Source organism: Paraburkholderia fynbosensis (assembly GCF_902859935.1).
In the GTDB taxonomy this organism is placed as follows: domain Bacteria; phylum Pseudomonadota; class Gammaproteobacteria; order Burkholderiales; family Burkholderiaceae; genus Paraburkholderia; species Paraburkholderia fynbosensis.
In genome coordinates this window covers 331,806-355,568 of sequence record NZ_CADIKI010000005.1, presented here as the reverse complement: position 1 = coordinate 355,568, position 23,763 = coordinate 331,806, and the positions used below count along the sequence as shown (strand labels likewise).

Genomic DNA, 23,763 nt, shown 5'->3' with positions numbered 1-23,763 from the left:
TCTCGACCGGACGTGTCGATCGCTCACGTCATCGGGATGCGTAGGCCGGCTCATTGCTCACCCACCTGCGTCGTTACCGGCACGCCGCTGCCAAGCGCCTGAAATAGCGCTGCCGAATCGGCGAACTGGTCGGCTTGCGCCCGCGTCCGGTCGATTGCGGTCTGCAAGGCCTGGCGTTGCGCGTCGAGCAACGCCGTCTGGCTAATTCCTCCCGCTGCATATTGCCGGCTCGCAACTGAGACGCTCGCCTGGGCGTGTTGCCAGGCGTCGTCCCGGGCCTGCAATTCGTGCGCGTCATCCCGCAGTGCTGTCAACGAATCGGCGACCTGCTGCAGCGCTTGCAAAACGGTTTGCTGATAGCCGGCCAGGGCGGCCTCGTAGGCGGCCTGCGCTGCGCGCTTCCTCGCATGCAATGCGCCGCCACGGAAAAGAGGCTGCGTCAGATTGAGCCCGATGTTCCAGATGTTCAAACCGTTGATGACATCGCCGATGTTCGTGCGCTGCGAGCCGAATCCCGCCGATAGCGAAAACTGCGGATAAAGGTTGGCCGTCGCGACGCCGACATTCGCGCTGGCCTGATGCAACAACGCTTCGGACGCGCGAATGTCGGGCCGCTCGCGTGCGAGTGTCGAAGGCAGCGTGACAGGCAGATCATTGGGCAGATGAAGCGCGTCGAGCGTGATGTCACTGAAATCCGCTTCCGACGGCGTGGCGCCCAGCAGAATCGCGAGTTGATGATCGGTTTGCGCAAGCTGCGTGGTGAGCGGCGGCAAAGATGCGCGCGTTTGCGCGAGCAGGGTGTGCTGGCTGTGCACGTCGAGTTGAGCCACGCCACCGGCGGCGAAGCGCGCTTCGACGATCGTCAGTTGCCGGGCCTGGGCGTGCTCGAGATCTTGTGTCAATTCGATCTGCTGTCGCAACGACGCGCGCCGGATTGCCGCCGACACGACATTGCCCCCAATGGATAGCCGCGCCGCATCGAGTTCGAACGACTCGTAATCGACTTGCGCGAAGCTCGCTTCGAGCGCGCGACGATTGGCGCCGAACACATCGAATACATACGACACGCTCACCGAAGCGTTGAACAGCGAGAACGGGCCAGGACTGTTCACGTTGGGTACGCCGAACGCGGCAGGGTCAACCTTCTGGCGCGAAGCTGAAATTGTCGCGTCTACGCTGGGAAATTGCGTCGAACCCGCCTGCGCGTTGTAGTCCTCGCGGGCTTCAATCAGCTTTGCGCGAGCCTGCGCCAGCGTCGGGCTTTGGCGCAACGCCTCGTCAACCAGCCGGTCCAGCGCATCCGAATGAAACTGCCGCCACCACATCGGCGTCGCACTGTCGCTGATGCGCAAGGTCTGCGCAAATGCGGCCGTGCTGTTGGCCGATGCGGCGCGTTGCGGCAGGCCGTCGCGAGTATAGGTTTGCGTGTCCGGCGCGGCCGGGCTCTGAAAATCCGGGCCGACTGCGCAACCGCATAGCGCGAGCCCGGCCACGATAACGAGTGGTTTCATCGCCTTGTCCTTCTAATCGAGCGTGCGCCGGTAGAAGCGCAACGCAATCGCCATGACAATCGCCGTAAAGAGCATCATCGGCCACACCGACGGCCACAGGTCCGCCCAGCCATTGCCTTTGAGCAGAATGCCGCGGATCAGGCGATTGAAATAGGTCAGCGGCAGCAGATTGCCGATGAACTGCGCCCAGCGCGGCATGCCCGCAAACGGAAACATGAAGCCCGACAACAGGATGTTCGGCAGGAAATAGAAGAAGGTCAGTTGCATCGCCTGCAACTGGTTCTGTGCGAGCGAGGACAGCGTAATGCCCACGGTGAGATTGGCCGCGATGAAGAGCAACGCGGCAAGATAGATTGCCACCGGGCTGCCGACGAACGGCACGTTGAAGACGAAGCGCGTCGCGGCGAGAATGATCGACGCTTGAATCAACCCGATCGCAATGTAAGGCACGATCTTGCCGGTCATCACTTCGATCGGAAGGACGGGTGTCGCGAGCAGATTTTCCATCGTGCCGCGTTCGCGTTCGCGTGTGATCGCGAGGCCCGTCATCATGACGAGCGTCATCGTCAAAATGACGCCCATCAAGCCGGGGACCACGTTGTATTGCGTAATGCCCTCGGGGTTGTACAGGTTGTGAACCTGCACGCCGAATGCGCTCGGGCCGCCGTTCAGATGCGCGAGCGGACCGGTGATGTCCTTGTCGGCGACGGGCTGGATCAGACCCGGCAGCGCCGCGACGGCGGTGCTGGTCGCGGTCGGATCGGTTGCATCGGCTTCGACCAGCAACGAGGGGTGCTCACCGCGCAGCAATTTCGCAGAGAAATCGACCGGAACGTTGAGCACGAATTGCACGCGGCCCTGCGCGAGCGCGCGACGGCCGGCTTCTTCGTCCGGCAAGCTTTCGATCACGTTGAAATACGCGGAGTTGGTCATTGCAGCCACGAAGCTGCGCGAGAACTCGCTTTGATCGTGAATGACGACGGCGGTAGGTAGATGCCGCGGATTCGTATTGATGGCGAAGCCGAATAGCGAGAGTTGAACGATCGGCAAACCGATGATCATCGCGAACGTGATCCGATCGCGCCGAAGTTGCAAAAACTCCTTGAGCACGATGCTCCACCAGCGGCTCAACGAGAACACGGTTCGTCTGCTCATGATGGCGCTCCGAAGTTGTCTTTCGCGTGACTCATCAGGTAGATGAAGACGTCTTCGAGTCCCGTGCCGATCGGCTCGATACGCAACGCGGTGCCTGCTGTCGCCTGCCTGATTGCCTGTTCGAGCGCGGCGTGGTCGCGGCCGCTGACATGCAGCGCGGAGCCGAACACAACGGTCTGGTCGACGCCGGGCATCGCGCGAAGCTGTTCGGACAGTGCGCTAAGGTGTTCGCCGTGGATGCACCACGTCGACAGATGTTGTGACTCGATGACTTCGTTCGATGTGCCTTGCGCGAGCAACTTGCCGTAGGCGATGTACGCGAGCTTGTGACAGCGTTCGGCCTCATCCATGTAGTGCGTGCTGACCAGCACCGAAATGCCGCGTGCGGCCAGCCGGTGCAGTTCCTCCCAGAAATCGCGCCGCGCGGTGGGATCGACGCCGGCAGTCGGTTCGTCGAGCAACAGCAGCTTGGGTTCGTGCAGCATGCATGCGGCGAGCGCGAGCCGCTGCTTCCAGCCGCCGGACAACGAACCCGTCAACTGATTGGCGCGGCTTTGCAGTCCAAGCGATTCGAGCGAGCGGTCGACCGCCTGACGGCGGTTCTTCATCTGATAGACCCGTGCGACGAAATCGAGATTTTCGCGGATTGTCAGGTCTTCCCAATATGAAAAGCGCTGCGTCATGTAGCCGACATTACGCTTGATGGCTTCGCTCTCGCGCAGGATGTCGTAACCGAGACAGGTGCCGGTGCCGGAATCCGGCGTCAGGAGTCCGCACATCAATCGGATCGAGGTGGTTTTTCCGCTGCCGTTCGGGCCGAGAAAACCGAAGATTTCACCTCGTCCGACCTGTAGCGACACGTCGTTGACGACGTGCTTGTCGCCGAAATGCTTGTTCAGATGCTGAACGTCGATGACGTGCTCGGGGGTCTCGCCGCTCATTGCAGTGCCACCGTCACCGGCTGGCCCGGATGCAGCCTGTTTGCGTCCGCTATGGACGGATGCGCTTCGACCATGAACACGAGCTTCGCGCGGGTTTCGTTGCTGTAGATGACGGGCGGCGTGTATTCCGCCTCGCTCGATATGTAGGTGATTTTCGCGGACACATCGGCTGCGCAACCGTCGCAATGAATCGCCACGCTGCGGCCGTTCGCGAGTCGGCCGACGATGCTCTCCGGCACGAAGAAGCGCACCTTGATATTTTGCGGTGGCAGCATCTGCACGACAGGACTTCCCGCCGGTACCCATTCTCCCGTTCGATAGATCGTGTCGTAGATCAGGCCCCCGGCAGGCGCGCTGACACGCTTCTGGTCCAGCTTCCATTGCGCCTGCGCGACGACTGCTTCGGCGGCTGCTACCTGCGCATGGAGCGCCGCGATCTGTTGCGAGCGCCCGGGCAGGCGCGCCACTTCGACCTGATTCGTCAGCTCGCGCACCTGCGCGGCGGTGGCGTCGGCGTTGGCTTGCGAATCGTCGAGTTGCGCTTTTGCAATGCCGCCGGCCGCGAACTGTGCCTTGTCGCGCGTGAGTTGCAAGGATGCCTTGCGCGCATTGGCGACAGCCTGGGCAAGCTGCGCGCGATTGACGTTGACCTCCGGCACGCGCTTGCCGGTCTCGATGTCCGCCAGTTGCGCGCGCGTCGCCGTGAGTTGCTGTTCGGCCTGTCGAAGCGCGGCTGTTTCGTCGATTGCTTCGAGTGTGAAGAGCTGCGTATCCGCTTTCACATATTGCCCGCGTGCGGCCGATAGTTGCGTCAATCTCCCTGCCTGCGACGAGCCGAGATAGACGAATTCACCTTCGACATAGCCCTGGTAGGCGTTGTTGTCGGAATGGGAACAGGCTGTGAGCGTAGCGCCCACGAGCATGGCGAACATCATCATGAAGCGGCCGGGAACCGGTGGCACAAGGTTCGTTAGCGAGGTAAGCATGGGTTCATCCGAAAAAACGCGCCTACTCGGACACGCGTGTTCAGTAAGTAATCCATATCATTGAGAGCGCGACACAGCGTTCATCTGGCTGACTCGTGGCTGCCAAAAGCGACTGCGCGGTGTGCACTGTCCGCCGCCGACGCAGCCTTGCATGCGCGGTTGAACCGACGCAAGAGGGCCTCGGATGAAGTAGAATCGATGATATGTGAATTTGAATTTGAATTCAAACTATTTCCAGAGTCACCGATTCTTCATGCGCACATCCTCAGCAAAAACCGGTTCGACGCGCAAACAGCGGGCGACGCGTCCTGACGGCGCGGCGACGCGCCAGCATCTGCTCGACACAGCCGGGCAGGTATTCGCCGAGCGCGGTTTCGCGGACGCCACGAGCAAGGAGATCTGCGAACGCGCAGGTACGCCGATGGCATCGGTGCATTACCACTTCGGCAGCCGCGAGGCGCTTTACGAAGCGGCGCTGGTGGAAGCGCACCGGCAGGTTGTCGGGCTCGACGAGTTGAAGGCGTTAACCGAGGGCGTTAGCGATCCGAAGGACAAGCTTCGCGCGGTCATCTCGCACTTTGTCGGCCTGTCGGTCAACGCGGCGGCGCCGTGGGGATTCATGCTGATGCTGCGCGAGGTGCTCTCGCCGTCGCCGGCGATTCCGGCGCTCATCGAGAAAGCGGTGCGGCCCAAGGCCGCGCTTTTGCTGGGACTCATCGGCGAGGTGCTTCAATTGAACCCCAAAGAGCCAGCCGTGCAGCGGGCGTTGATGTTCACGGTGCTGCCGTGCATCGCGATGATGATCGCGCCGAAGCAGGTGCAGGCGGCCTTGCTGCCCGCAGTCGCTAAAGACAGGAAAGCGCTTGCCGATGACTTTGTGCGTTTCGTGCTGGCAGGGCTGGATGCGATTGCAGTTGCGCATCGCGCAGGCAAGTAGCGCGTTCATTGCGCGACAAGAACTACATCCTCAACCACCCCTGCTCGGCCGATTGATCGGCACGGCGCCGTTACTCGAAGAGATCAGCCTGCACATACTGCGCGCTGGAATGTTTCGGCGCGGGCTCAGGCTTTGGCTCGATCCTGAAGAAAGCCGGATCGACGCCGGCATTTTTTGCTGCCCGCAGCCAGTCCGGCATGTCGCCGAGTCCGTTCCAGTCGTTGCCCCTGGCGTCACGGTAAATCGGCGGATTGTCGAGATCGTGCTGGATGGATTCGGCGAGCGCTTCGAACGTGATGCCGAACTCGCTCATGCGGCGGCGAATCCAGATAATGAGACGCTCGCGCGCCTCACCGTCGGCGATTCTTCCTGTCATCGTTGTGCTTGCTGTGTCGGATAAGAAAAAGCCCGCTCGGAGGCGGGCTGAATCCATATCAGAGGAGACATGGAGGAGACGTGCTTAGTATAAACCCGATAACTCAATCGTGACCGGTGACGCGGTCAATCCGTTGTGTACTTGCCACTAAGGCCGCCGCCAGTGATCTTCGTCGACAAACGCTTCGGTGCGACAGAACCATCGTCGGCCTCATACCGCCTTTTCGGCATCCCGGCAATACACAGCACGTGCGCGACGATCCTCGTCCCCATGCCTCAAGCGAAGACTACCCACCGCGGCGATGATCAGCGCAACCGCCAGAACGATGAGGCCGTTGGTCGCGCTGCCCGTCGATTGTTCGATCAGGCCCATGACCGTAGGCCCAACGAATCCGCCGAGCAGACCACACGAATTGACCAGCGCAAGACCGCCGGCCAACGCGGCGCCGCTGAGCCGCGAGGACGGGAACGTGAAAATGATCGACTGCACCACGAAGAACATGAATGCGGCGAGGCACATTCCAAGCAGACCGATCGCGGGCCGCGAGTGCGCGGCGATCAACAAGCCGAGCGCCATCACAATCAGGCCGCCGACCAGCAGTAGCCGGCTGCGTGCCGACGTGCTGGCGAAACGCGGCAGCGCCGCCGCGCCGATGGCGGCGGCAATCCACGGTGTCGCCGACAACGTTCCCACCACCAGCGGCGAGAAATGTCCCGACGCGCCGATCACGCCCGGCAGAAAGAAGATGGTCGTGTAGATGGTCAGTTGATGGCAGAAGTACACGAGAATGGCGAGCCAGACTTGCGGATCGCCCAGTGCGTGGCGCAGGGAATGGCTGGCACGTCCGTCTCCGGCTTGCGCGTCGCGTTCGGCGGCGAGGCGCGCCTCGATCTGCGCGGCTTGCGCCGGCGACAGCCACGATGCTTCCAGGGGTTTGTCAGGCAGCATCTTCCAGACCACGATCGCGAGGAGCACCGCCGGCAACCCTTCGATCACGAAAAGCCACTGCCAGCCACGCAAACCGAGCATGCCGTCGAGTTCAAGAAGTGCACCGCCGAGCGGCCCGCCGACAATGTTCGCGACGCACACGCCGATCAGGAAATAGCCTGTTGCAAGCGCCCGTTCTTCGCGGGTGAACCAGTACGTCAGGTAGAGCATGACACCGGGGAAGAGGCCTGCTTCAGCGGCGCCCAGCAATAGCCGCATCACGTAGAACGACGTCTCGCCGCGCACGAAGGCCATGCCAATCGATAGCACTCCCCACGTGACCATGATGCGCGTGATCCATAGCCGCGCGCCCACCTTGTTCATCACCAGGTTGCTCGGTATTTCCAGCATTGCGTAGGTGAGAAAGAACAGTCCCGCGCCGAGTCCATAAGCCGCCGCGGAAAGCCCGAGGTCGATGCTCATGGTGTGTCGAGCCAACGCGATATTCGTTCGATCGAGAAAGCTGATGACGTAGACAATGACGAGTAACGGCATCAGCTTGCGGATCAGGAGCCGTGTAAGGGCGGATTGCGCAAGCTGATCGGCTTGCGGCTTCGTTGATCGATGCGTTGACATGTGATTCCCCAGATCTGGGTAGGTGGAACGTCGGAGATCCCGGTGCCCGGTTCGGCGCAGCGACTGCGCCCCGGCAACGGGCAACGACCCGCTTTGCGCGTGTATGCGTCGAGGCGAAGGGCGAGGCACGCGCGGCCAGATGCCCTTCGACTGCCCCTGCCGTCTCCTTCCGTTTCCGTGCCGGAAGGCTTGGGCGGCGATTAGAAACGCACGTTGTCCTTGCCCTTGAGACCCAGCATCGCGCGTGCTTCGGCCGGCGTGGCGATGTCGAGAGACAGCCCTTCGATCACTTTCCGGATTTGCCGAACCTGTGCGGCGCTCGATTCGGCGAGTTTGCCCGGTCCAATCCAGAGCGAATCCTCGAGGCCGACGCGGACGTTCGAACCCTGCGTCAGACCCATGGTCGCGAGCGGGATCTGGTTGCGGCCGGCGCCGAGGATCGACCAGACATAGTCGTTGCCGAACAGACGGTCGGCGGTGCGCCGCATGTGCATCAGGTCTTCCGGATGAGCGCCAATGCCGCCGAGCAAACCGAAAACGCTTTGAATGAAGAACGGCGGCTTGGCCAGATTGCGCTCGACGAAGTGGGCGAGGTTGTACAGATGCGAGATGTCGTAGCACTCGAACTCGAAGCGTGTTCCATTGGCGCCGCATGACGTCAGGATGTACTCGATGTCCGCAAACGTATTCTTGAAGACGAGATCGCGGCTCGCTTCGAGATGCTGCCGTTCCCAGTCGTGCTTCAGCTCCTTGAAGCGTTCGAGCATCGGATACAGGCCGAAATTCATCGAGCCCATGTTGAGCGAGGCGATCTCCGGCTGGAAGTGATGCGCGGGGCGCAGCCGCTCCGCCACGGTCATATGCGGGCTGCCGCCGCTGGTGAGGTTGATGACGGCGTCGGTTTGCGCCTTGATCTGCGGCAGGAATTCTGAAAACACGGCCGGGTCCTGCGTGGGCCGTCCATCGCCGGGATCGCGGGCATGCAGATGCAGGATCGCGGCGCCTTCGGTTGCTGCCGCCAGTGCGGCCTCGGTTATCTGCTGCGGGGTGACCGGCAGGTAGGGCGACATCGACGGTGTATGGATCGCGCCCGTGGGCGCGCAGGTAATGATGACTTTACGGGTTGAGGCCATGAGAATCGGAGTCCACGCTGAGGAAGGAAAGAGTGAAGCGTCAGAGCACTTCGACGTTGCCGCACACGGAGATCGCCTGGCCGGAAATGCCACTGCCGCCCGGCGCGCACAGGAATAGCGCGGTCGCCGCGATTTCCTCCTGAGTGGTCATGCGGCGCAGCGAGATCTTTTCGAGGTACTTCGCTTCCATCTCCGCGTAGCTCAGACCGAGCTGCTGGGCTCGCGCCGCGATCACCCCTTCCATGCGGGGGCCGCGCACAATGCCCGGCTGAATGGCGTTCACGCGAATGCCGGCGGGTCCGAGTTCGATCGCGAGACTTTTGGTCATGCCGATTACAGCCCACTTCGTCGCGGAATAGGGCGCGCGATATGCATAGCCCAATCGCCCGGCCACCGACGACATGGCGATGATCGAGCCACCGTGCGGCGATTCGCGCAGCAGCGGCACCGCCCGTCGCGCGAAATAGAACTGCGCGTTCAGGTTGATCGCGACCGTCTGTTCCCATTGCGCGGCGTCGATTTCATCGATGCCGCCGGTCGGTCCGGCGATGCCCGCATTGTTGATCAGCACGTCGAGACCGCCGAGCCGGGATTGGACGTCCTCGAAGACACGGGCAACCGCGCTTTCATCGGCGACATCGGCGAGCGTGGCCGAGATGCTTTCGTTGTTCCTGTCGGCGCGCATCGCTTCGAGCACGCGTTCGCTTGCGTCGCAGACGTGCACTTTTGCGCCCACCTCGGTGAAGGCCCGCGCGATCGTGAGGCCGATCCCACCGCCGCCGCCTGTAACCAGTACACGCAAACCCGGTGGTGGTTGCAGCATTGTCACAATACTCATGTCTTCTCGCTCCGTTGACAGACTGATGTGCTGACGCGTGTTGGCAGTCAGGAATGGATAGAAATAGTTGTACTAATCGAATCAATTGCGTATGAATCCATCCGGATTCATGCGTGTTTGTTAGCGGTTCGCCTGCTTCCCGCCGACGTCTGCGCGCATCTGCAGGCGGTCAATCAGACTCTGCGCTGCGTCGCCGATATCGCGCGCAATGCCCGCCCGCGCGGCTTCCCCGTCCCGCCGGCAAAGCGCGTCGACGATCTGCCGATGCGCTTCCATCGAGCGCCGCATGTGCGGGATGTCCGGCGCGACGACGTTGAGAAACGGCCCGATGCGAATCCACAAGCTCTGGATGGTGGCGAGCGTGATTTCGCTCGCGCCATGCCGGTAAATTCCGCTGTGGAACGCAAAGTTGCTGCGCAGATAGTCCGCGACTTCGCCGGCTTCCGCGTGCCCGTTCATGACCTCGTAAATATCCTGAACGGCCCTGAGATGAGCGTCGGACATGCGCGTGGCGGCGCGCTGTGCCACGCAGCCCTCCAGCGCGATGCGCACGTCGCGCAGTTCCTCGACGAGTTCCAGCGTGATCGGCGGAACCATCAGCGCCCGGCCCGGCCCGTCGACGAGCGCGCCTTCTGTCTGGAGCCGGGTGAGCGCGGCGCGCACTGGCATCGTGGAGGACCCGACGGCTTCGGCGACGGAACGCAGACTCAACGGCAGACCCGGCTCGAACCGGCCGCTCATGATCGCCTCGCGCAGTTGCTGATAGACCTTGCCGGCCATCGTTTCGTGCGCGACCACTTCGAGCGGGAGCACGGATGGGGATGTGGGACGGGTTGCCAAGCTCGACTCCGTTGATTTGCATTGCTGTGATGTGTGATCACAGTGAGGCAAATTCTATCCGCTGGTCGTGGGGAAGGGCTTGGGGGAAACGTTAAGTGCGTGAGGTCTGGTTTCGGCGCCACCGGGCACTTTCATTATCGGCTCCGATTCTGAACCGGCTCGGTATCTCACGATTTGTCTGTTTTTTATCGGCCTCCATTTTGCTTGCGGCACGCAAGATGCTCACTTCCAGAACAACGGCATGCGCCGTGAAACCAGGAGACAGTCATGGACACCTTGAAAGTTGCTTGCGCCGCGCTCGTGCTTTGCATGAGCAGCGCAGCCTACGCTCAACAGGCCGGCAAAACGCCGGCAAACAGCGGCACGCAAACGAAGGAAACTCAGCCTGGACAGGCGGGACAAGCCATCGACGCCCCGGCCGCGCAAGGCACCCCCAACAACCCACCCGGAACGCTGATGGATAAGCGTGCGAATGCGCTGTCGCCAAATGGTGCGTCATCGTCGCCGCGAACGGGGACGGTGAAGCAATAGCAACAGACGGGCGGCCCTTGTACTTCGCGACGCATCGTGGCGCAAAGGCCCGCGTCGGCATGCGTATCGCCAGCAGCGGCGCGACGATCAGTGCGCCGCCGATCCCACCGTCTTTCAGGCATTGGTCGCGAATGGAATCCAGATCCCCACGTCTTGTGAGCAGGCGTTTGCGGCACCTGTCTGACGAGGGTCTTTCCGGTCAACCCGCGCTCTGGATTCCTGCCTTACCGCCGAAGGGAAGGAAGCGAACGATCAATCTTTGCCGCGCTCAACCCATCACGCATAACTTGCCTGACTTTCCGTACAAGTCATAAATGACGGGCTCACTATGGACCCGCTGTCCGCTACGACAGCTAATCCTATGGAGCCACAAAATGAAAAGCGTTCTTGATCGCACGACACAGCGGCATAACCGACCGGTGTTGCCGGCCTTCGTCACCTCGCGCGTCGAGCGGTATTACCGTGAGCGGGTGCAGGAAACCTGGGGCGGCGGACATATCATGCGCGGCCGTATCGCTGGGCCCGACGCGTTGCATCTGTCGAGCAACGACTATCTCGCGATTGCGCGGCATCCGGACATCATCGACAGCATGGGCAGTACGCTGCGTGAGAACGGCAACGGCCTGCTGATGTCGGGCATCTTCCTGCACGGCGATTGCCCGCAGCTTCGATTCGAAAGCCGGCTCGCAACGTTCATGCGTGCGGAGGCGGGCGTGCTGTGTCAATCGGGCTATGCAGCCAATACCGGGCTGCTTCAGTCGATCGCGTCGGCGCAAACGCCGGTCTACGTCGACATGATGGCGCACATGTCGTTGTGGGAAGGCATTCGCAGCGCGGGTGCGGTGCCGGTCGCTTTTCGGCATAACGACGTTGCGCATCTGGAGCAGCAGATCGGGCGTTATGGACAGGGGGTGGTACTGGTCGACTCGGTGTACAGCACGACCGGCGGCGTCTGCCGGCTCGTTGAGATCGCGGACGTCTGCGAGCGGCACGCCTGCGTGTTCGTCGTCGACGAATCGCATTCGCTCGGCACGCACGGCCCGCGCGGCGCGGGACTCGTTGCCGAACTCGGGCTGGAGTCCCGGGTGGCGTTTCGCACCGCGAGTCTGGCGAAGGCGTTCGCGGGCAGAGCTGGCTTCATCACCTGTCCGGTCGATTTCCAGGAGTACTTCAAATTCGAATCGAATCCCGCCATCTTCAGCTCCACGCTGTTGCCGCATGAAATCAGCGGGCTCGACGCAACGTTGTCGGTGATCGAAGCCGCGGACGGGCGGCGCGCGCGACTCACCGCGAGCGCCGCATGGCTGAGGCAGCGTTTGACCGAACTCGGCTACAACCTGAACGGCAGCCAAAGTCAGATCATCGCCCTCGAAGCTGGCACGGAACAGCGCACGATCGTATTGCGCGACGCGTTGGAGTCGCGTGGCATTTTCGGCTCGGTGTTCTGTGCGCCCGCGACGGCGCGCAACCGTGCGCTGATGCGCCTGTCGATCCACGCGGGGCTGAGCGATATGCAGGTCGAAAAGATCGCGAGCGTGTGCCGCGACATCCGCAGCGAGGTCGAACTCGACAAGTGGGCGTCCACGCGGCGTCTCGGGGATGAGCTGTCGTCCCGCCGGCGCAGGCGCGAGACCATGGACGAAAACACCGCTGTGACAGCCTGATAGGCGCGTGACATGGAGCCCGGTTTGCCGGGCTCCATGTCGCTTACTTTTCGCGGTCGAGCCGTTCGAGGTAATGGTCATAGCTGAGCACCCGGCTCAGGTCCAGCCCCGGCGGATTGGGTATGACCGAGTACACGTAATTCTGCCGGCCGCCAAGTTGCGTCGCCGGGTGCATGTAGGGTTCCCACGCCGTGCAATCCGTGGGGTAATGTCCGTCGGTTTGCCAGAAGTAAGGCAGGCTGCGCCGACTGTCGAGTTCCTTCAAAAACTCCGCAGGCGCGTCCTGTTCGATGGCTATTTCCCGCAAACCCCGCAGTGTCTCGTCCGAGTGGACGATCAGCAGATACGACTTGCCTGCGCTGTCGAGCATCAGCAGGCCGCCGGGGCAGTACGACAGATAGTGTTCGACGATGCCGAGCGAGTCGGAGATCTCGGCCACTCGCGCGGCCAGCGCTTGGTCGCGCAGGAACGCGTATTCCGACACGGCCAACGTATCGAGGATCGACTGGCACACGTCGTCGAAATAGGCGTTCTGCAGATCGCGCACGGCGCGATTGAGCGCCGGCACCGCCGCCGCATCCTGCTTGCTGATGAAGCGGTGAATGATGCCTTCGTTGAAGCTCTGCACTGCGATGTGTTCGTCCGCTTTGCCGGTCAGCATGATCTTGCGCACGGCGGGATCGGTCATGCGGCGGCAAAACTCGAGACCGTTCATGCCGGGCATGTCGTAATCGATCACCACGACCGAGGTCGCCAGAAATCGCTGCGCGTTGTGCACCTGCTTACGGACCGTATTGACGCTCAGCGCGATCACCTGGTGAGCGACGTCCTCGTCGGTGCGGTCACGAAACGGCGCGAAAATCGGTTCGTCCAATGGTCCCGGGCGCGGGCGGCTGTTCACGAAGTCGAGCGCTTCCCCGGGCGAACTGAAGAGACGGAAAGCCAATTGCGGGTCGAGCTGAAGGCACAGATTCGACAGGAAGGTCGGGCTGTCGTCTACGAACGTGACGGTCGTCGGGAAATAGAATGGTTTGATCGTGTGCATCGTTATGGCCGGGGAAAGGTCAAAGCGAATTCGGTAAACATCCCTTCGACAGACTTGCAGTCAATGGCGCCGCCTATTCCGCGCATCACATCGCGGCAAAAAGCAAGACCGATGCCGGTACCGATCGAGGCGTCGTCGATCCCTGCCGACGACGTATAGAAGCGGGTAAAGATGTGCGGCAGCACATCGGGTGCGATGCCGGCGCCGGTGTCACGGAACAGCAACTGGTTGTTCCGCGGCCCCGCCACGAGCCGGATCGAGATCAGTGCGCTGTCCACACTGGCCATGCCGCGCAACGCGTTTTTCAGCAGATTGAACAGCACGTGGACCATCAGCATGTCCGAGCCGTGGAACGTGAAGTCCGTGGCAAGGTCGGTCAGCACCCGGTCGCGTTCGCCTTCGCGAAACGGATAGCGCTCCAGCGCGCTTCTGACCGACTGCGCGATGGAGCACCCGGTCGCGCCATGCGCGTAGCCGCCCGTGAAGCGCGCGTTCGCGAGCAGCATGTCGATGATCGCATTCGAATGGATGGCCTCCTGTTCGATGCGCGAGAGCACGCCATCCATCGACTGCAGATGCACGAGACGGATTTTCGGCACCGGCAGTTCGCTCTGTTGCGCGATCGAATAGCTTTCCAGCAGCGACGGAAGATAACAGCCAAGCCCCGAAGCGCCCGCGCGAATCGCCAGAAGTGGCGTGCGCAGCTCGTGGGCAATGCTGCTTGCGGTGGCGAGCATCGCGCGCTCCTGTTCGATCCTGATCCGGTCCATGTCGTAGTTCGCCACCACGCCGATCGCGACCGCGAACGAGAAAATCGCCAGATGCGCGGGGTAGGTCGTATGAAGGACGACGGGGTCCGTCGTCAGCCAATAGGCGAGATACGCGACCCCGATGCCGATCACGAAATTGAGCAGCAGCATCAACCAGTCCAGCAGCAGCACCATGACAAACGCGGCAATCAACGCGCTTTCTATCCATACATTGGAGCCGCTGTTTTTCAACAGCATGAACGTAAAGAAGAAGGGCAGCGAATAGAAGATCGTCAGGTACCAGTAGTACGGTAAGAATTTCTTGACCGGCGCCGGCCAGCGATCCGAAAACAGAATGGGGACAAACAGCGCGGAGCCCACGAGCCGCAGCGCCAGGTTTTCGTACGGCTGCGGAAAAAGCGCGTGCCAGACGTAGAAATAGAGCGGGAAGCCGATGATCGCAATCAGCGCAAAGGGACGCATCCTGCGGCGCATGTATTGCAGATTGCGCGCGGCAGGGATGAATGCCTGAGTCAGAAACGGGCGCACTGCCGCCAATTTGCGCATGCCCCAAGGCGATATTCCGGTAGTACTCATCTGTGTGGAGCCAGGAATTTATCAGCAATTTCCAGAGCGGCTCTTCTCCCAACGATCGCTCCCCGTTCACATGCGCCGGCTGAAACAACCGGACATGTATTTGTACTGCGCAAATCAGGCATTACGCCACGGCTATGACTGCCGTGTAAATGCGAATTCTGACCGACCACGCCGCGAATGTCACGGCAAATGAGTGAATTCCGAATTTGACGACGATAAGTCATGCATACGCGCAGCGCTGTAAAGGGCGGTAAAAAAGTCCGCCGATTATGCACATTGGATTAAATGGCGCGTCTAAATGAGCGATTCCCAATCGACATATTGGAATAAATGCAGCTATGCCAAGCGCTGTTGACGGGTCATGAGGATGTCAACTTCGCATTGGGCGAATGCCCAGCGCATGAGTCGCTTCGCAGACGGAGTCAAGGTCAATGCGCGTGGTTTTCTGCCGTGATTTTGCACAAGGCCATGACACAATGCCCAACAGATACGACCAGATTCGCCGGTCGTCACGCGGTGCGTTTCCGATACCACTGGACAGCAAGGCGAGGATGAAGACTACCTGTACCTTTCTGATTGCGGCTGTGGCGTTTTGCGTGGGCTCCAGCCGGGCAGTGGCCCAAGAGTTTGCGCTGTACGCCGGACCGTTAACCGGCGAGCACGAACACACTTATGCGTGGGCGATCGACTACACGGAGGGCTTCGGCCGTTATTTCGCCGGCAGCATCACCTGGCTCAACGAAGGGCACATTCCCGGTCATCACCGCGACGGCCCCACGGCCCAGATATGGGGCAAGCTTCCCCTCATGGATCGGCGCATCGTCCTGGCGCTGGGCGTCGGCCCGTACCGTTACTTCGATACCGAGGCCGCCGATCAAGGCGCGGGCTATTCGAATACGCACGGCTGGGGCGTCGTGTACAGCGCCCGCGCGACCTGGTATTCGTCGCGCCGCTGGACAGCTAATCTGCAACTCAATCACGTGCAGGTGACCAACGGCTCGTCAACCACCGCAATCATGCTCGGCGTCGGTTATCAACTGGACGCACCCGAGACGTCAGGCCCGCGCGACTTCGCACTGCCGCGCTCGCAGAAAGTCACGAACAACGAAATCACGCTGATGGCTGGCGCGACGATCCTGAACAGCCTCGATTCGCAGACCGCTGCGGCGCAGGCGATCGAATACCGGCGCGGCCTGACGAACTACCTCGACGCCACCCTCGGTTATCTGCACGAAGGCAGCGGGATCTCCGCGCGACGCGATGGCGCGACGGCCCAACTCTGGCTCACACGTGCGTTCTTCAATGACCATCTGTCGTTCGGCATCGGCGTGGGTGCATACGCAGCAATCCACCACGGCAATTCTGACGACGACAACGACACGGGCGATGGGATTCTGGCGGGTCTCGTGTCGATGTCCGCTTCGTATCGCATGACGCAGCACTGGTCGGCACGCGTGAGCTGGAATCGCGTGATGACGCGCTACAGCCGCGATACAGACGTGATTCTGGCCGGTGTCGGCTACCGGTTCTAGCGGTGAAGCGGCGGGCCATGGCGATGACGAGAATCTCCGCTTCAATTGCCAATGGCATACCGCCATATATTACAAATAGCTTATTAAAGCGCATATTGCATCTGCACAAATTCAATAAAAAATGGTGCAGAAACTCGCGGGAAAGATATGGCGACCCGCATTCCTTCATTGAACGCGCAATGGGCGTTTCAGTAGACCATGTACGGAACACAAGCCGGTTCATATATTAAACAAACTGAATGGCCTATAGCTATTCATTACATAGGCTATTTAGCATAAAAGCATATTCTATTGGTATAAATACCGATGCTGTAGTCAGACTACATTCTTACATTACCTCACACGGAGCATCGCTATCAGCCAATCCGGCTGGCCCGATTCTTCTGCCGGCAGGTACACGTCCTCGCAGTCACCCTGCGTTGCCGGCGCTCGCGTCCGCATTGAACCCATTCGACGCGCTCCGCTTTCGCATCGCCCCATCCAAGCTGGATCTCGGAGAGACAGACATGCAAAAAAGACTATTACCGGTCGTCGCGTTAGTGGCGACCGTGTGCGTCGCTGCGCGCGCCGGTGTGCCCGATTTTCCACTCGATTTCCGCCCCACCTCGGCGGTCCTGAACGCGTTCGAATCGGCGGTGGCGCATCGGCGCGCCGATTCGCTCGTCGGCAAAATGACGCTCGACGAAAAGCTGCAGTTCATCCATTCGCAGTACGTCATGTCCGCCGTGCCGGGCGGCGGCGCCGGCTACATTCAGGGCGTGCCGCGCCTCGGCATTCCTGACCTGAACATGGTCGATTCGTCGACGGGTTCGGGCAGCACATCGCAGCCGAGCACCACCTTCCCCGCGACGATCGCACTCGCGGCAAGCTGGGATCGCGGCCTCTCGTCCGACTTCGGCAAACAGATCGCCCTCGAACTGCGTGCGCAGGGCTTCGGCATGGGACTCGGCGGCGGCACCAACCTCGCGCGCGAACCGCGCGGCGGCCGGCTCTTCGAGTATCTCGGCGAAGATCCGGTGCTCGCTGGCGAAATGCTCGCCGAGCGCACCGACGGCACGCAGAGCCAGAAGGTCATCGCGACGATCAAGCACTACGCGGGCAACGAGCAGGAGCACGGCCGCAGCGGCGGCAACAGTCAGATCGACGAGCGCACGCTGCGCGAGCTCTATCTGCTGCCGTTCGAAATCGCCGCGCGACGCGCGCAGCCGGGCAGCGTGATGTGCAGCTACAACCGGCTCAACGGCGACTATGCGTGCGAGAACTCGCATCTGCTCAACGATGTGCTCAAGAACGACTGGCGCTTCGAAGGTCAGGTGCAGTCCGACTGGGGCGCGGCGCATAGCACGGCGAAAGCGATCAATGCCGGTCTCGACGAAGAAGAGGACGTCGGCGCGACCGTCTATCTCACGCCAGCTGCGGTGAAGCAGGCGATCGCGAACGGCTCGGTGTCGACCGCGCGTCTCGACGACATGGTCAAGCGCAAGCTGTACGTGATGATTCGTACCGGTGTGATGGACCATCCGGCAAAGGCCGGCGGCACTATCGACTTCGCTCGCGCAAACGTTTTCGCGCAGTCGGCCGCCGAACAATCGATGGTGCTGCTGAAGAACGACAACAACCAGTTGCCGCTGTCGGCAGGCTCGCTCAGCCGGATCGCGGTGATCGGCGCACACGCCGACGCGGCGGTGCTGACAGGCGGCGGCTCGGGCAACACGCGCGATCCGGTCACCGGCTCGTTCGCCGGTTGCGGCGGCTTGACGTTCGGCACGACGAGCGGCTGCAGCTGGTGGAGCAATCCGTGGCTCAAGCTCGATACGCCGATCGTCGCGGCGGTTCGCGCACTCGCGCCGTCGGCGCAGGTGAGCTTCGCCGGCAACAGCGATCAGCAGTCGCCGTTCCGTGCCTACACGCAACAGGAGATCGACGAGGCGGCGGCGCTGGCGAGCCATTCTGATGTGGCGATCGTCGTCGTCGCGCAGCCGGCCGGCGAGGACATCGGCGACCTGCAAAGCCTGAGCCTCGCGAATCCGTCGAACCAGGACGCGCTCGTCGATGCGGTCGCGCGGGCCAATCCGCGCACGATCGTCGTGGTGGAGAGCGGCAACCCGGTGCTGATGCCGTGGAAGGACCGCGTGTCCGCGATCGTCGAAGCATGGTATCCGGGCGAAGGCGGTGGCAAGGCGATCGCGAACGTGCTGTTCGGCAAGGTCAATCCGTCGGGCAAGCTGCCGGTCACGTTCCCGCTGCACGATCAGGACACGCCGACCTGGGGGCAAAACGGCGCGTTCGAGACGGACCCGGTCTACTCGGAACAGCTGAACATGGGCTACCGCTGGTATGACGCGAAGAACATCGCGCCGATGTTCGAGTTCGGCTACGGGCTGTCGTACACGCACTTCTCGTACTCGGGGCTGTCGGTGGCGCATCGGCCGGACGGCGCGCTCGACGTGTCGTTCACCGTGCGCAACGATGGCCGCAGAGCGGGCGCCGAAGTGCCCCAGGTGTATCTCGGCGTGCCGTATAACGGCGAACCGCCGCGGCGTCTGGTCGGCTGGGAGAAGATCGGCATGAACCCGGGCGAAACGCGCCGTGTGCGCATCACGGTCACGCCGCGCATGCAGAGCGTGTGGGACACCTCGCGCAACGGCTGGCGGTATGTGCCGGGCGGCACGGTGTACGTGGGCGCTTCGTCGCGTGATATCCGTTTGCAGGGCAGCTAGGCGGTGTAGGGCTGTCGCGTGCCCGGGGGTGGAATGGTTCGCGCCCGGGTGCGTGACTGCTGGATGTCTATGTATCGGCTTCAGCGTTTGACGTCAGTTGCGCGCGAGCCTTCGCTTCGCGCTTTTCCTTCTGTTCATGACGTCGACGGCGATGCTGACGCGCTTCGGACGATGACCTCTTTCCGAGGCGCACGAGTTTCTGGCCTCGTCCATCGCCGCGATAGCGCCGGTGATATTCTTGCTGCTCACTGCTTTGCCCCATGCGGGCATAGTGCAAAGATCAGGACGCGGAACCAGGATTGAATTTGTCATGAACGACAAGCAAGACATCGCACCAGACAGCACGGCGGCGCGGGTCGCTTTGTGGCGTGCGCTGCACGTCGAGGCCGATGCGCCGCCGCACGTGCTCGAAGACAGAATCGGCCTCCAATTGCTGGCCCCGGACGAGGAATGGCGCACGCGCGGCGACATGGACCCGCAGTTCACGCGCGCCTTCCGCGCGTCGATCGTGGCGCGTGCGCGCTTTATCGAGGACCTCGTCGTGGAGCAGGCCAAGCTCGGTCTCACTCAGTATGTGATTCTCGGCGCCGGCCTCGACAGCTTCGCGCAACGCAGGCCGGAGATCGCTTCCGGCCTTCGGGTATTCGAGATCGACCGGCCCGGCCCGCAGGCATGGAAGCGTCAGCGTTTGGTCGAACTGGGTTTCGGCGTGCCGGACTGGCTGCGCTTCGTGCCGGTCGATTTCGAAGCGGGCGAGGCCTGGCGCGAGCGGCTCGTGACGGCCGGCTTCGATGACGGCAAACCGGCCATCGTGGTCTCCACGGGCGTCAGCATGTATCTCAGCAAGGAGGCGAACGCGGCCGCGCTGCGCGAGGTCGCGGTCCTCGCACCGGGATCGACGTTCGCGATGACGTTCCTGCTGCCGCTGGAGATGGCGGACCCCGAGGTACGTCCCGGGCTCGAGATGGCGGAGAAGGGCGCGCGAGCAAGCGGCACACCGTTCGTGAGCTTCTTTACGCCGGCGCAGATGTTGACGCTGGCCCGCGAAACAGGCTTTGGAGAAGCGCAGCACGTGTCGGCCGCCGATCTCACCCAGCGCTACTTCGCGCATAGAACAGACGGTCTGCGCCCGCCGAACAACGCGGAGGAACTGCTGGTGGCGAAGACCCTGCCGCCCGTCCGCTGAAGCAGGACGATCTGCCGGCGCCGCGTCGCCGGCAATGAAGCAGGCTCATTTCCGCCGGACGTTGTTCTTCATCAGAAAGAAAGTGAGCGCGGCAATCACCAGCGCCAGCGCAACACCGAAAGCGGCGATGTCGTGCGTACCGTCCCAGGCGACGGCCTCGCGCAGAAACAGCACGGCAAGCACCGCGATCACGACGCTGACCAGATTCCCTTTCAGGTCTTCTAGATTGCTGACTTCGAGCCACTTCGGCAACGGCAGCTTGTCGTCGATGAACAACGAGTAGAGGCCGATACTGATGATGTAGACCGCGATCGCGATCAGAAACACATCGACTGCCTCGACTATCCCCACCGCGAATATCTTGACCGACTTGGCCGTCAGGGAGCCGACTCGCAGCGCGGTGACGCCGCTCCAGAACAGGACGATCGTCTCATACAGGAGCAACGCCACGGAACCCAGAAACGTCCCGATGACGGGAACGATCATGATGTAGCGGCTCGAAGCCAGGACACGTCGCAGCATCGAATGAACCTCTCTTGGATAAGCGTGACAGAACGGGTTGAGGGCAGGTCATTCTGCTTGCGGCGCGGTCCGTTCGGCTTCGGGCTCCAAACTTATAAGGGAAGCGGCTGCGAATCAAGCCGATGACCGATCGCCGGCGTCCTCGCGAAGTATAGAACCCGTGAATGGGTGACGCGCGAACCGGGCGCCGGGCAGGCCCGGGACCACGCAGATCGATCATGGAGACATGCCGGTTTCGATCCTGGCGTGCTGGGGAATGCGGCACAACGGGTGCGGGCCATGCCGGATACGTTAAAATTCCCGGCGTTTGGAATGCCGGGCGAAAGCGATGGCAATTGAAAGTTACAAATCGGCCATGACAAAAATATCCATCGTTGTTCCGTGTTTCAACCAGGAAGAATTCATCGGCGAGACCCTGGAGTCGGTGTTGCGCCAGTCGTACAGCGATTGGGAATGCATCGTCGTGAACGACGGATCCACCGACGGGTCCGAGGGCATCATTCAGCAGTACGCAAATAAGGACAGTCGATTCCTGCCGTTTACCAGAGCTAACGCCGGGGTCGCCGCCGCGCGCAACTTCGGCTTCTCGCAGGCAACGGGAGCGCTCTTCGTGCCGCTCGATGGCGACGACAAGATACACACCGATTTCCTGAAGCTGTGCGCCGAATGCTTTGCCGAGCATCCTGATACCGAGCTTGTCCACTGCAAGACGAAGCGCATCGGGGAGTCGAACAAAATCTGGCGCTTGCCCGAGTACAGCTATGAGAAGCTGCTTTGGCAGAACATGATCGTCAACACGACCATGTACCGGCGTGAAGGCTTTTTCCGTATCGGCGGGTACTCGTCGGAAATGATCCACGGCTTCGAGGACTGGGAATTTTACGTGCGGCTTCTGAGCCCACAATCGAAGGTGCGATTCGTCGATGCGCCGCTCTACCTGTATCGCGTGAAGAAAAGTTCGCGCTCGACCGAGCTGGTGACGTCGGGCAAGGTCGAGGAATCGCAACGCCTCATATTCATGCGCAATCGCGCGAAGTACGAGCAGTTTCTGGACAATCCGATCAGTGTCTTCGGCCAACGCATGAAGGAGTTTGCGCCGTTCTATTCTTCGCGCTACAGGCGGCAGGTGCGCTACATGCATATGGCCTATGCGGGCGTGATCGTCGTGCTGCTGGCGGTAGGCGCATTTCTGCTGGGGCATCACTGACGCGCGGTTCCGCGCCCGCCGAATCCGGCCACTCTGACTTGGGCGTCATCCTCGTCCGGCAGCCTGCACGATCAGCATCATCCCGGCGCCGACAACGGCCGTGCCGATAACTTGCGCGACGCGTTTCCCACCCGGCAGCAGACGCTCGCTGGTAATCGCGGTTGTCACGGCCGCCATCGCGCGCAGATCCATCACGCCGACGACGAGCAGGATCGCGGTCAAGCCGGCGCAACAGCAACCGCAGTGAAGGCCGAGGCGCAGCCCGTGCCGCCAGGCAGTGCGGGCATCGGCAGGCAGCTTGCGGCAACGCCCCGGCGCATTGCGGCAGCATTCGAGCTGACGCGCCTTCCACGCGGTGAACTGCAGTGCGCCCGCGATCAGCACTACGACGCCGATCGCGCCCGGAACGGCACGCGCCAGCGCCGGCACCCGCATTACGAGCGCAGCGAACGCGGCGCCGAGCCCAAAGACGACGACGCCGAGCGCCGTCCACACGACGAAGTACCCGACGGCGACCAGCACGGTCAGCCATCCGGCGCGCGCTTGCGTTGCCCTGCCGACCGCCTCGCGATAACGCCACAACATGGGCACGAGAGACGGCAGCATCATCGCCACCATCATCACGATCCACATGCCGATGAACGATGCCGCGACTTCGGCCCATGTCTGTCCGCACATTCGCGTCCAGAGCGTCGACATCGTCCAGCCGCCGGGCATCGGCGTGTCGCCCATCGCCGCCATCGACGCGCTCCCGATGATCGTCGCCGCCGCGCTCGCCGCCAGGCACAGCACGCAGACGCCAACGAACATCGCGCGGCAGACGCCGCGCCGCGCGAACGCCGCTTGCGGCGCTGCGCGAGCGGCACTCACGAGTTTGCTCATCGCCTGTTGTACTCGTCGTGGCGGCGCCACCAGATGCCTGACTCGTTGCGTCCTTTGGGCGCACGGTCCAGCCACTGATACATGCCCCACAGCCCGTCCACGCCGCGCGCATAGGTGGAGTAGGTGTGATAGACCACGCCGTCCTCGATCACGAACGCGCTCATGCCTGGGCGGTCGCGCGAGTAGGTGGCCGGATCGGTGCCGGACATCGCCGCGAATTCGACGACGGGCTGCGGCGCCGGTGTCGCGTCCATGGCGTGGCCGCCGCGCTCGAAGTTGTAGTCGATGTCGCCCGAGCGCTGCTGCTCTTCCGTGAAGGACACGTTGAAGTCGAAATTGAAGTCGCCGCCCGCCGAGGACGCCCACGGGAACGTCCACCCCATCCGGTGCTTGTACGCCTGCAGTTTCGCGAGCGGCGCGCGCGATACCGCCATCAGCATCACATCGTGATTCGCCAGATGGACCGCGAAGCCGTCGAAGCCATCCGCGACCGCCGAGCACGACGGGCATCCCGCCGCATAGTCAGGGCCGAACATGAAGTGATAGACGAGCAGTTGCGAGCGTCCTTTGAAGAGATCGGCGAGCGACGCGCTGCCTTCGTCCGTTTCGAACCGGTAGGTTTTGTCGACGCGGACCCACGGCAAGGCCTGGCGTTGTCGCGCCAGCTCGTCGCTGCGCCGGGTGAACTCCTTTTCCGCCGCGAGCAGCTCGCGCCGCGCGGCCAGCCATTGCTCGCGTGTTCCGGTCAGATGTTGTGTCGTGGTCATGTGTGCCTCCGAGGGTCGTCCCGCGCCGCCCAGCCGGTTGCCGATACGGCGTCGTGTACGGGTTGTTGGTCGTGCTAGATT

General features: G+C 62.1%; 21 protein-coding genes. 7 read left to right on the top strand and 14 right to left on the bottom strand.

The genetic code is table 11. The features are described 5' to 3' along the window. Positions 1–50 precede the first annotated feature (50 nt). Genes HV770_RS11210 through HV770_RS11195 form a run of 4 tightly spaced genes read right to left on the bottom strand, consistent with a single transcriptional unit; the run spans position 51 to position 4,545 of the window. Positions 51–1,511: an efflux transporter outer membrane subunit gene (locus tag HV770_RS11210; RefSeq protein ID WP_175159494.1), complete on the bottom strand. Its 1,461-nt coding sequence runs from the start codon at positions 1,509–1,511 to the stop codon at positions 51–53. 12 nt (positions 1,512–1,523) lie between these two features. Continuing rightward, positions 1,524–2,666 (bottom strand): ABC transporter permease, encoded by a 1,143-nt coding sequence (locus HV770_RS11205; RefSeq protein WP_175159492.1) that lies wholly within the window; start codon positions 2,664–2,666, stop codon positions 1,524–1,526. Further along, the gene (locus HV770_RS11200) at positions 2,663–3,607 is read right to left on the bottom strand and encodes an ABC transporter ATP-binding protein (RefSeq protein ID WP_175159490.1); all 945 of its coding nucleotides are present in this window, start codon (positions 3,605–3,607) and stop codon (positions 2,663–2,665) included. Before HV770_RS11200 ends, HV770_RS11205 begins: the two co-directional genes overlap by 4 nt. Then, entirely contained in the window at positions 3,604–4,545 is a 942-nt protein-coding gene (locus HV770_RS11195) for an HlyD family secretion protein (protein ID WP_175159620.1), read from the bottom strand. The genes HV770_RS11200 and HV770_RS11195 overlap by 4 nt, the downstream gene beginning before the upstream one ends. 301 nt (positions 4,546–4,846) lie before the next feature. On the opposite strand from HV770_RS11195, the gene HV770_RS11190 reads away from it, so the two are divergent. Then, a complete protein-coding gene (locus HV770_RS11190; protein ID WP_175159488.1) occupies positions 4,847–5,530 on the top strand; it encodes a TetR/AcrR family transcriptional regulator in 684 nt (227 codons plus the stop codon). Between the two features lie 70 nt (positions 5,531–5,600). On the opposite strand, the gene HV770_RS11185 is transcribed toward HV770_RS11190, so the two are convergent. The 5 genes from HV770_RS11185 to HV770_RS11165 all read right to left on the bottom strand — a co-directional run bounded on the left by HV770_RS11185 (position 5,601) and on the right by HV770_RS11165 (position 10,220). Beyond that, a complete protein-coding gene (locus HV770_RS11185; protein WP_246290841.1) occupies positions 5,601–5,843 on the bottom strand; it encodes an H-NS histone family protein in 243 nt (80 codons plus the stop codon). Positions 5,844–6,116: 273 nt separating this feature from the next. Then, complete coding sequence (locus tag HV770_RS11180) at positions 6,117–7,469, bottom strand: MFS transporter (protein WP_175159486.1); 1,353 nt, start codon at positions 7,467–7,469, stop codon at positions 6,117–6,119. Positions 7,470–7,669: 200 nt separating this feature from the next. Further along, positions 7,670–8,602, bottom strand: a complete 933-nt coding sequence (kce, locus tag HV770_RS11175) for a 3,5-dioxohexanoate:acetyl-CoA acetone transferase (protein ID WP_175159484.1) — start codon at positions 8,600–8,602, stop codon at positions 7,670–7,672. 40 nt (positions 8,603–8,642) lie between these two features. Next, complete coding sequence (locus tag HV770_RS11170) at positions 8,643–9,440, bottom strand: SDR family oxidoreductase (RefSeq protein ID WP_175159482.1); 798 nt, start codon at positions 9,438–9,440, stop codon at positions 8,643–8,645. A 120-nt stretch (positions 9,441–9,560) separates the two neighbouring features. Next, a complete protein-coding gene (locus HV770_RS11165) occupies positions 9,561–10,220 on the bottom strand; it encodes a GntR family transcriptional regulator (protein WP_175159616.1) in 660 nt (219 codons plus the stop codon). 327 nt (positions 10,221–10,547) lie between these two features. On the opposite strand from HV770_RS11165, the gene HV770_RS11160 reads away from it, so the two are divergent. Continuing rightward, positions 10,548–10,811 (top strand): hypothetical protein, encoded by a 264-nt coding sequence (locus HV770_RS11160; RefSeq protein ID WP_175159480.1) that lies wholly within the window; start codon positions 10,548–10,550, stop codon positions 10,809–10,811. Positions 10,812–11,185: 374 nt separating this feature from the next. Continuing rightward, on the top strand, positions 11,186–12,475 hold the full coding sequence (gene cqsA / locus HV770_RS11155; RefSeq protein WP_175159478.1) for an alpha-hydroxyketone-type quorum-sensing autoinducer synthase: 1,290 nt from the start codon (positions 11,186–11,188) through the stop codon (positions 12,473–12,475). A 43-nt stretch (positions 12,476–12,518) separates the two neighbouring features. Here cqsA and HV770_RS11150 read toward each other — a convergent pair whose 3' ends face one another. Continuing rightward, on the bottom strand, positions 12,519–13,520 hold the full coding sequence (locus HV770_RS11150) for a response regulator (RefSeq protein ID WP_175159476.1): 1,002 nt from the start codon (positions 13,518–13,520) through the stop codon (positions 12,519–12,521). A gap of 2 nt (positions 13,521–13,522) precedes the next feature. Continuing rightward, the gene (locus tag HV770_RS11145) at positions 13,523–14,866 is read right to left on the bottom strand and encodes a sensor histidine kinase (protein ID WP_246290839.1); all 1,344 of its coding nucleotides are present in this window, start codon (positions 14,864–14,866) and stop codon (positions 13,523–13,525) included. Positions 14,867–15,417: 551 nt separating this feature from the next. Between HV770_RS11145 and HV770_RS11140 the strand changes: the two genes are divergently transcribed. The 3 genes from HV770_RS11140 to HV770_RS11130 all read left to right on the top strand — a co-directional run bounded on the left by HV770_RS11140 (position 15,418) and on the right by HV770_RS11130 (position 20,304). Next, entirely contained in the window at positions 15,418–16,398 is a 981-nt protein-coding gene (locus HV770_RS11140; RefSeq protein WP_175159474.1) for a hypothetical protein, read from the top strand. Between the two features lie 506 nt (positions 16,399–16,904). Then, on the top strand, positions 16,905–19,118 hold the full coding sequence (locus HV770_RS11135; protein ID WP_175159472.1) for a beta-glucosidase: 2,214 nt from the start codon (positions 16,905–16,907) through the stop codon (positions 19,116–19,118). 310 nt (positions 19,119–19,428) lie between these two features. Beyond that, positions 19,429–20,304 (top strand): class I SAM-dependent methyltransferase, encoded by an 876-nt coding sequence (locus HV770_RS11130; RefSeq protein ID WP_175159470.1) that lies wholly within the window; start codon positions 19,429–19,431, stop codon positions 20,302–20,304. A gap of 45 nt (positions 20,305–20,349) precedes the next feature. Here the strand turns inward: HV770_RS11130 and HV770_RS11125 are convergent, their stop codons facing one another. After that, positions 20,350–20,826, bottom strand: coding sequence for a YqhA family protein (locus HV770_RS11125; RefSeq protein WP_175159469.1), 477 nt, complete (start codon positions 20,824–20,826; stop codon positions 20,350–20,352). 355 nt (positions 20,827–21,181) lie between these two features. Here HV770_RS11125 and HV770_RS11120 point away from each other — a divergent pair, with 355 nt between their 5' ends. Continuing rightward, complete coding sequence (locus HV770_RS11120; protein ID WP_175159467.1) at positions 21,182–22,033, top strand: glycosyltransferase family 2 protein; 852 nt, start codon at positions 21,182–21,184, stop codon at positions 22,031–22,033. 45 nt (positions 22,034–22,078) lie between these two features. Here the strand turns inward: HV770_RS11120 and HV770_RS11115 are convergent, their stop codons facing one another. Continuing rightward, entirely contained in the window at positions 22,079–22,915 is an 837-nt protein-coding gene (locus tag HV770_RS11115; RefSeq protein WP_175159465.1) for a DUF2182 domain-containing protein, read from the bottom strand. After that, on the bottom strand, positions 22,912–23,682 hold the full coding sequence (locus tag HV770_RS11110) for a DUF899 domain-containing protein (protein WP_175159463.1): 771 nt from the start codon (positions 23,680–23,682) through the stop codon (positions 22,912–22,914). The genes HV770_RS11115 and HV770_RS11110 overlap by 4 nt, the downstream gene beginning before the upstream one ends. Between the last annotated feature and the right edge of the window lie 81 nt (positions 23,683–23,763).

Bases quoted from the DNA above. Each gene is read 5' to 3' on its own strand.
- HV770_RS11120 (WP_175159467.1), top strand. From the start codon at position 21,182: ATGACAAAAATATCCATCGTTGTTCCGTGTTTCAACCAGGAAGAATTC.
- HV770_RS11145 (WP_246290839.1), bottom strand. From the start codon at position 14,866: ATGAGTACTACCGGAATATCGCCTTGGGGCATGCGCAAATTGGCGGCA.
- cqsA (WP_175159478.1), top strand. From the start codon at position 11,186: ATGAAAAGCGTTCTTGATCGCACGACACAGCGGCATAACCGACCGGTG.
- HV770_RS11150 (WP_175159476.1), bottom strand. From the start codon at position 13,520: ATGCACACGATCAAACCATTCTATTTCCCGACGACCGTCACGTTCGTA.
- HV770_RS11200 (WP_175159490.1), bottom strand. From the start codon at position 3,607: ATGAGCGGCGAGACCCCCGAGCACGTCATCGACGTTCAGCATCTGAAC.
- HV770_RS11165 (WP_175159616.1), bottom strand. From the start codon at position 10,220: ATGGCCGGCAAGGTCTATCAGCAACTGCGCGAGGCGATCATGAGCGGC.
- HV770_RS11110 (WP_175159463.1), bottom strand. From the start codon at position 23,682: ATGACCACGACACAACATCTGACCGGAACACGCGAGCAATGGCTGGCC.
- HV770_RS11210 (WP_175159494.1), bottom strand. From the start codon at position 1,511: ATGAAACCACTCGTTATCGTGGCCGGGCTCGCGCTATGCGGTTGCGCA.
- HV770_RS11130 (WP_175159470.1), top strand. From the start codon at position 19,429: ATGAACGACAAGCAAGACATCGCACCAGACAGCACGGCGGCGCGGGTC.
- HV770_RS11190 (WP_175159488.1), top strand. From the start codon at position 4,847: ATGCGCACATCCTCAGCAAAAACCGGTTCGACGCGCAAACAGCGGGCG.
- kce (WP_175159484.1), bottom strand. From the start codon at position 8,602: ATGGCCTCAACCCGTAAAGTCATCATTACCTGCGCGCCCACGGGCGCG.
- HV770_RS11205 (WP_175159492.1), bottom strand. From the start codon at position 2,666: ATGAGCAGACGAACCGTGTTCTCGTTGAGCCGCTGGTGGAGCATCGTG.
- HV770_RS11140 (WP_175159474.1), top strand. From the start codon at position 15,418: ATGAAGACTACCTGTACCTTTCTGATTGCGGCTGTGGCGTTTTGCGTG.
- HV770_RS11180 (WP_175159486.1), bottom strand. From the start codon at position 7,469: ATGTCAACGCATCGATCAACGAAGCCGCAAGCCGATCAGCTTGCGCAA.
- HV770_RS11125 (WP_175159469.1), bottom strand. From the start codon at position 20,826: ATGCTGCGACGTGTCCTGGCTTCGAGCCGCTACATCATGATCGTTCCC.
- HV770_RS11185 (WP_246290841.1), bottom strand. From the start codon at position 5,843: ATGAGCGAGTTCGGCATCACGTTCGAAGCGCTCGCCGAATCCATCCAG.
- HV770_RS11115 (WP_175159465.1), bottom strand. From the start codon at position 22,915: ATGAGCAAACTCGTGAGTGCCGCTCGCGCAGCGCCGCAAGCGGCGTTC.
- HV770_RS11195 (WP_175159620.1), bottom strand. From the start codon at position 4,545: ATGATGATGTTCGCCATGCTCGTGGGCGCTACGCTCACAGCCTGTTCC.
- HV770_RS11170 (WP_175159482.1), bottom strand. From the start codon at position 9,440: ATGAGTATTGTGACAATGCTGCAACCACCACCGGGTTTGCGTGTACTG.
- HV770_RS11160 (WP_175159480.1), top strand. From the start codon at position 10,548: ATGGACACCTTGAAAGTTGCTTGCGCCGCGCTCGTGCTTTGCATGAGC.
- HV770_RS11135 (WP_175159472.1), top strand. From the start codon at position 16,905: ATGCAAAAAAGACTATTACCGGTCGTCGCGTTAGTGGCGACCGTGTGC.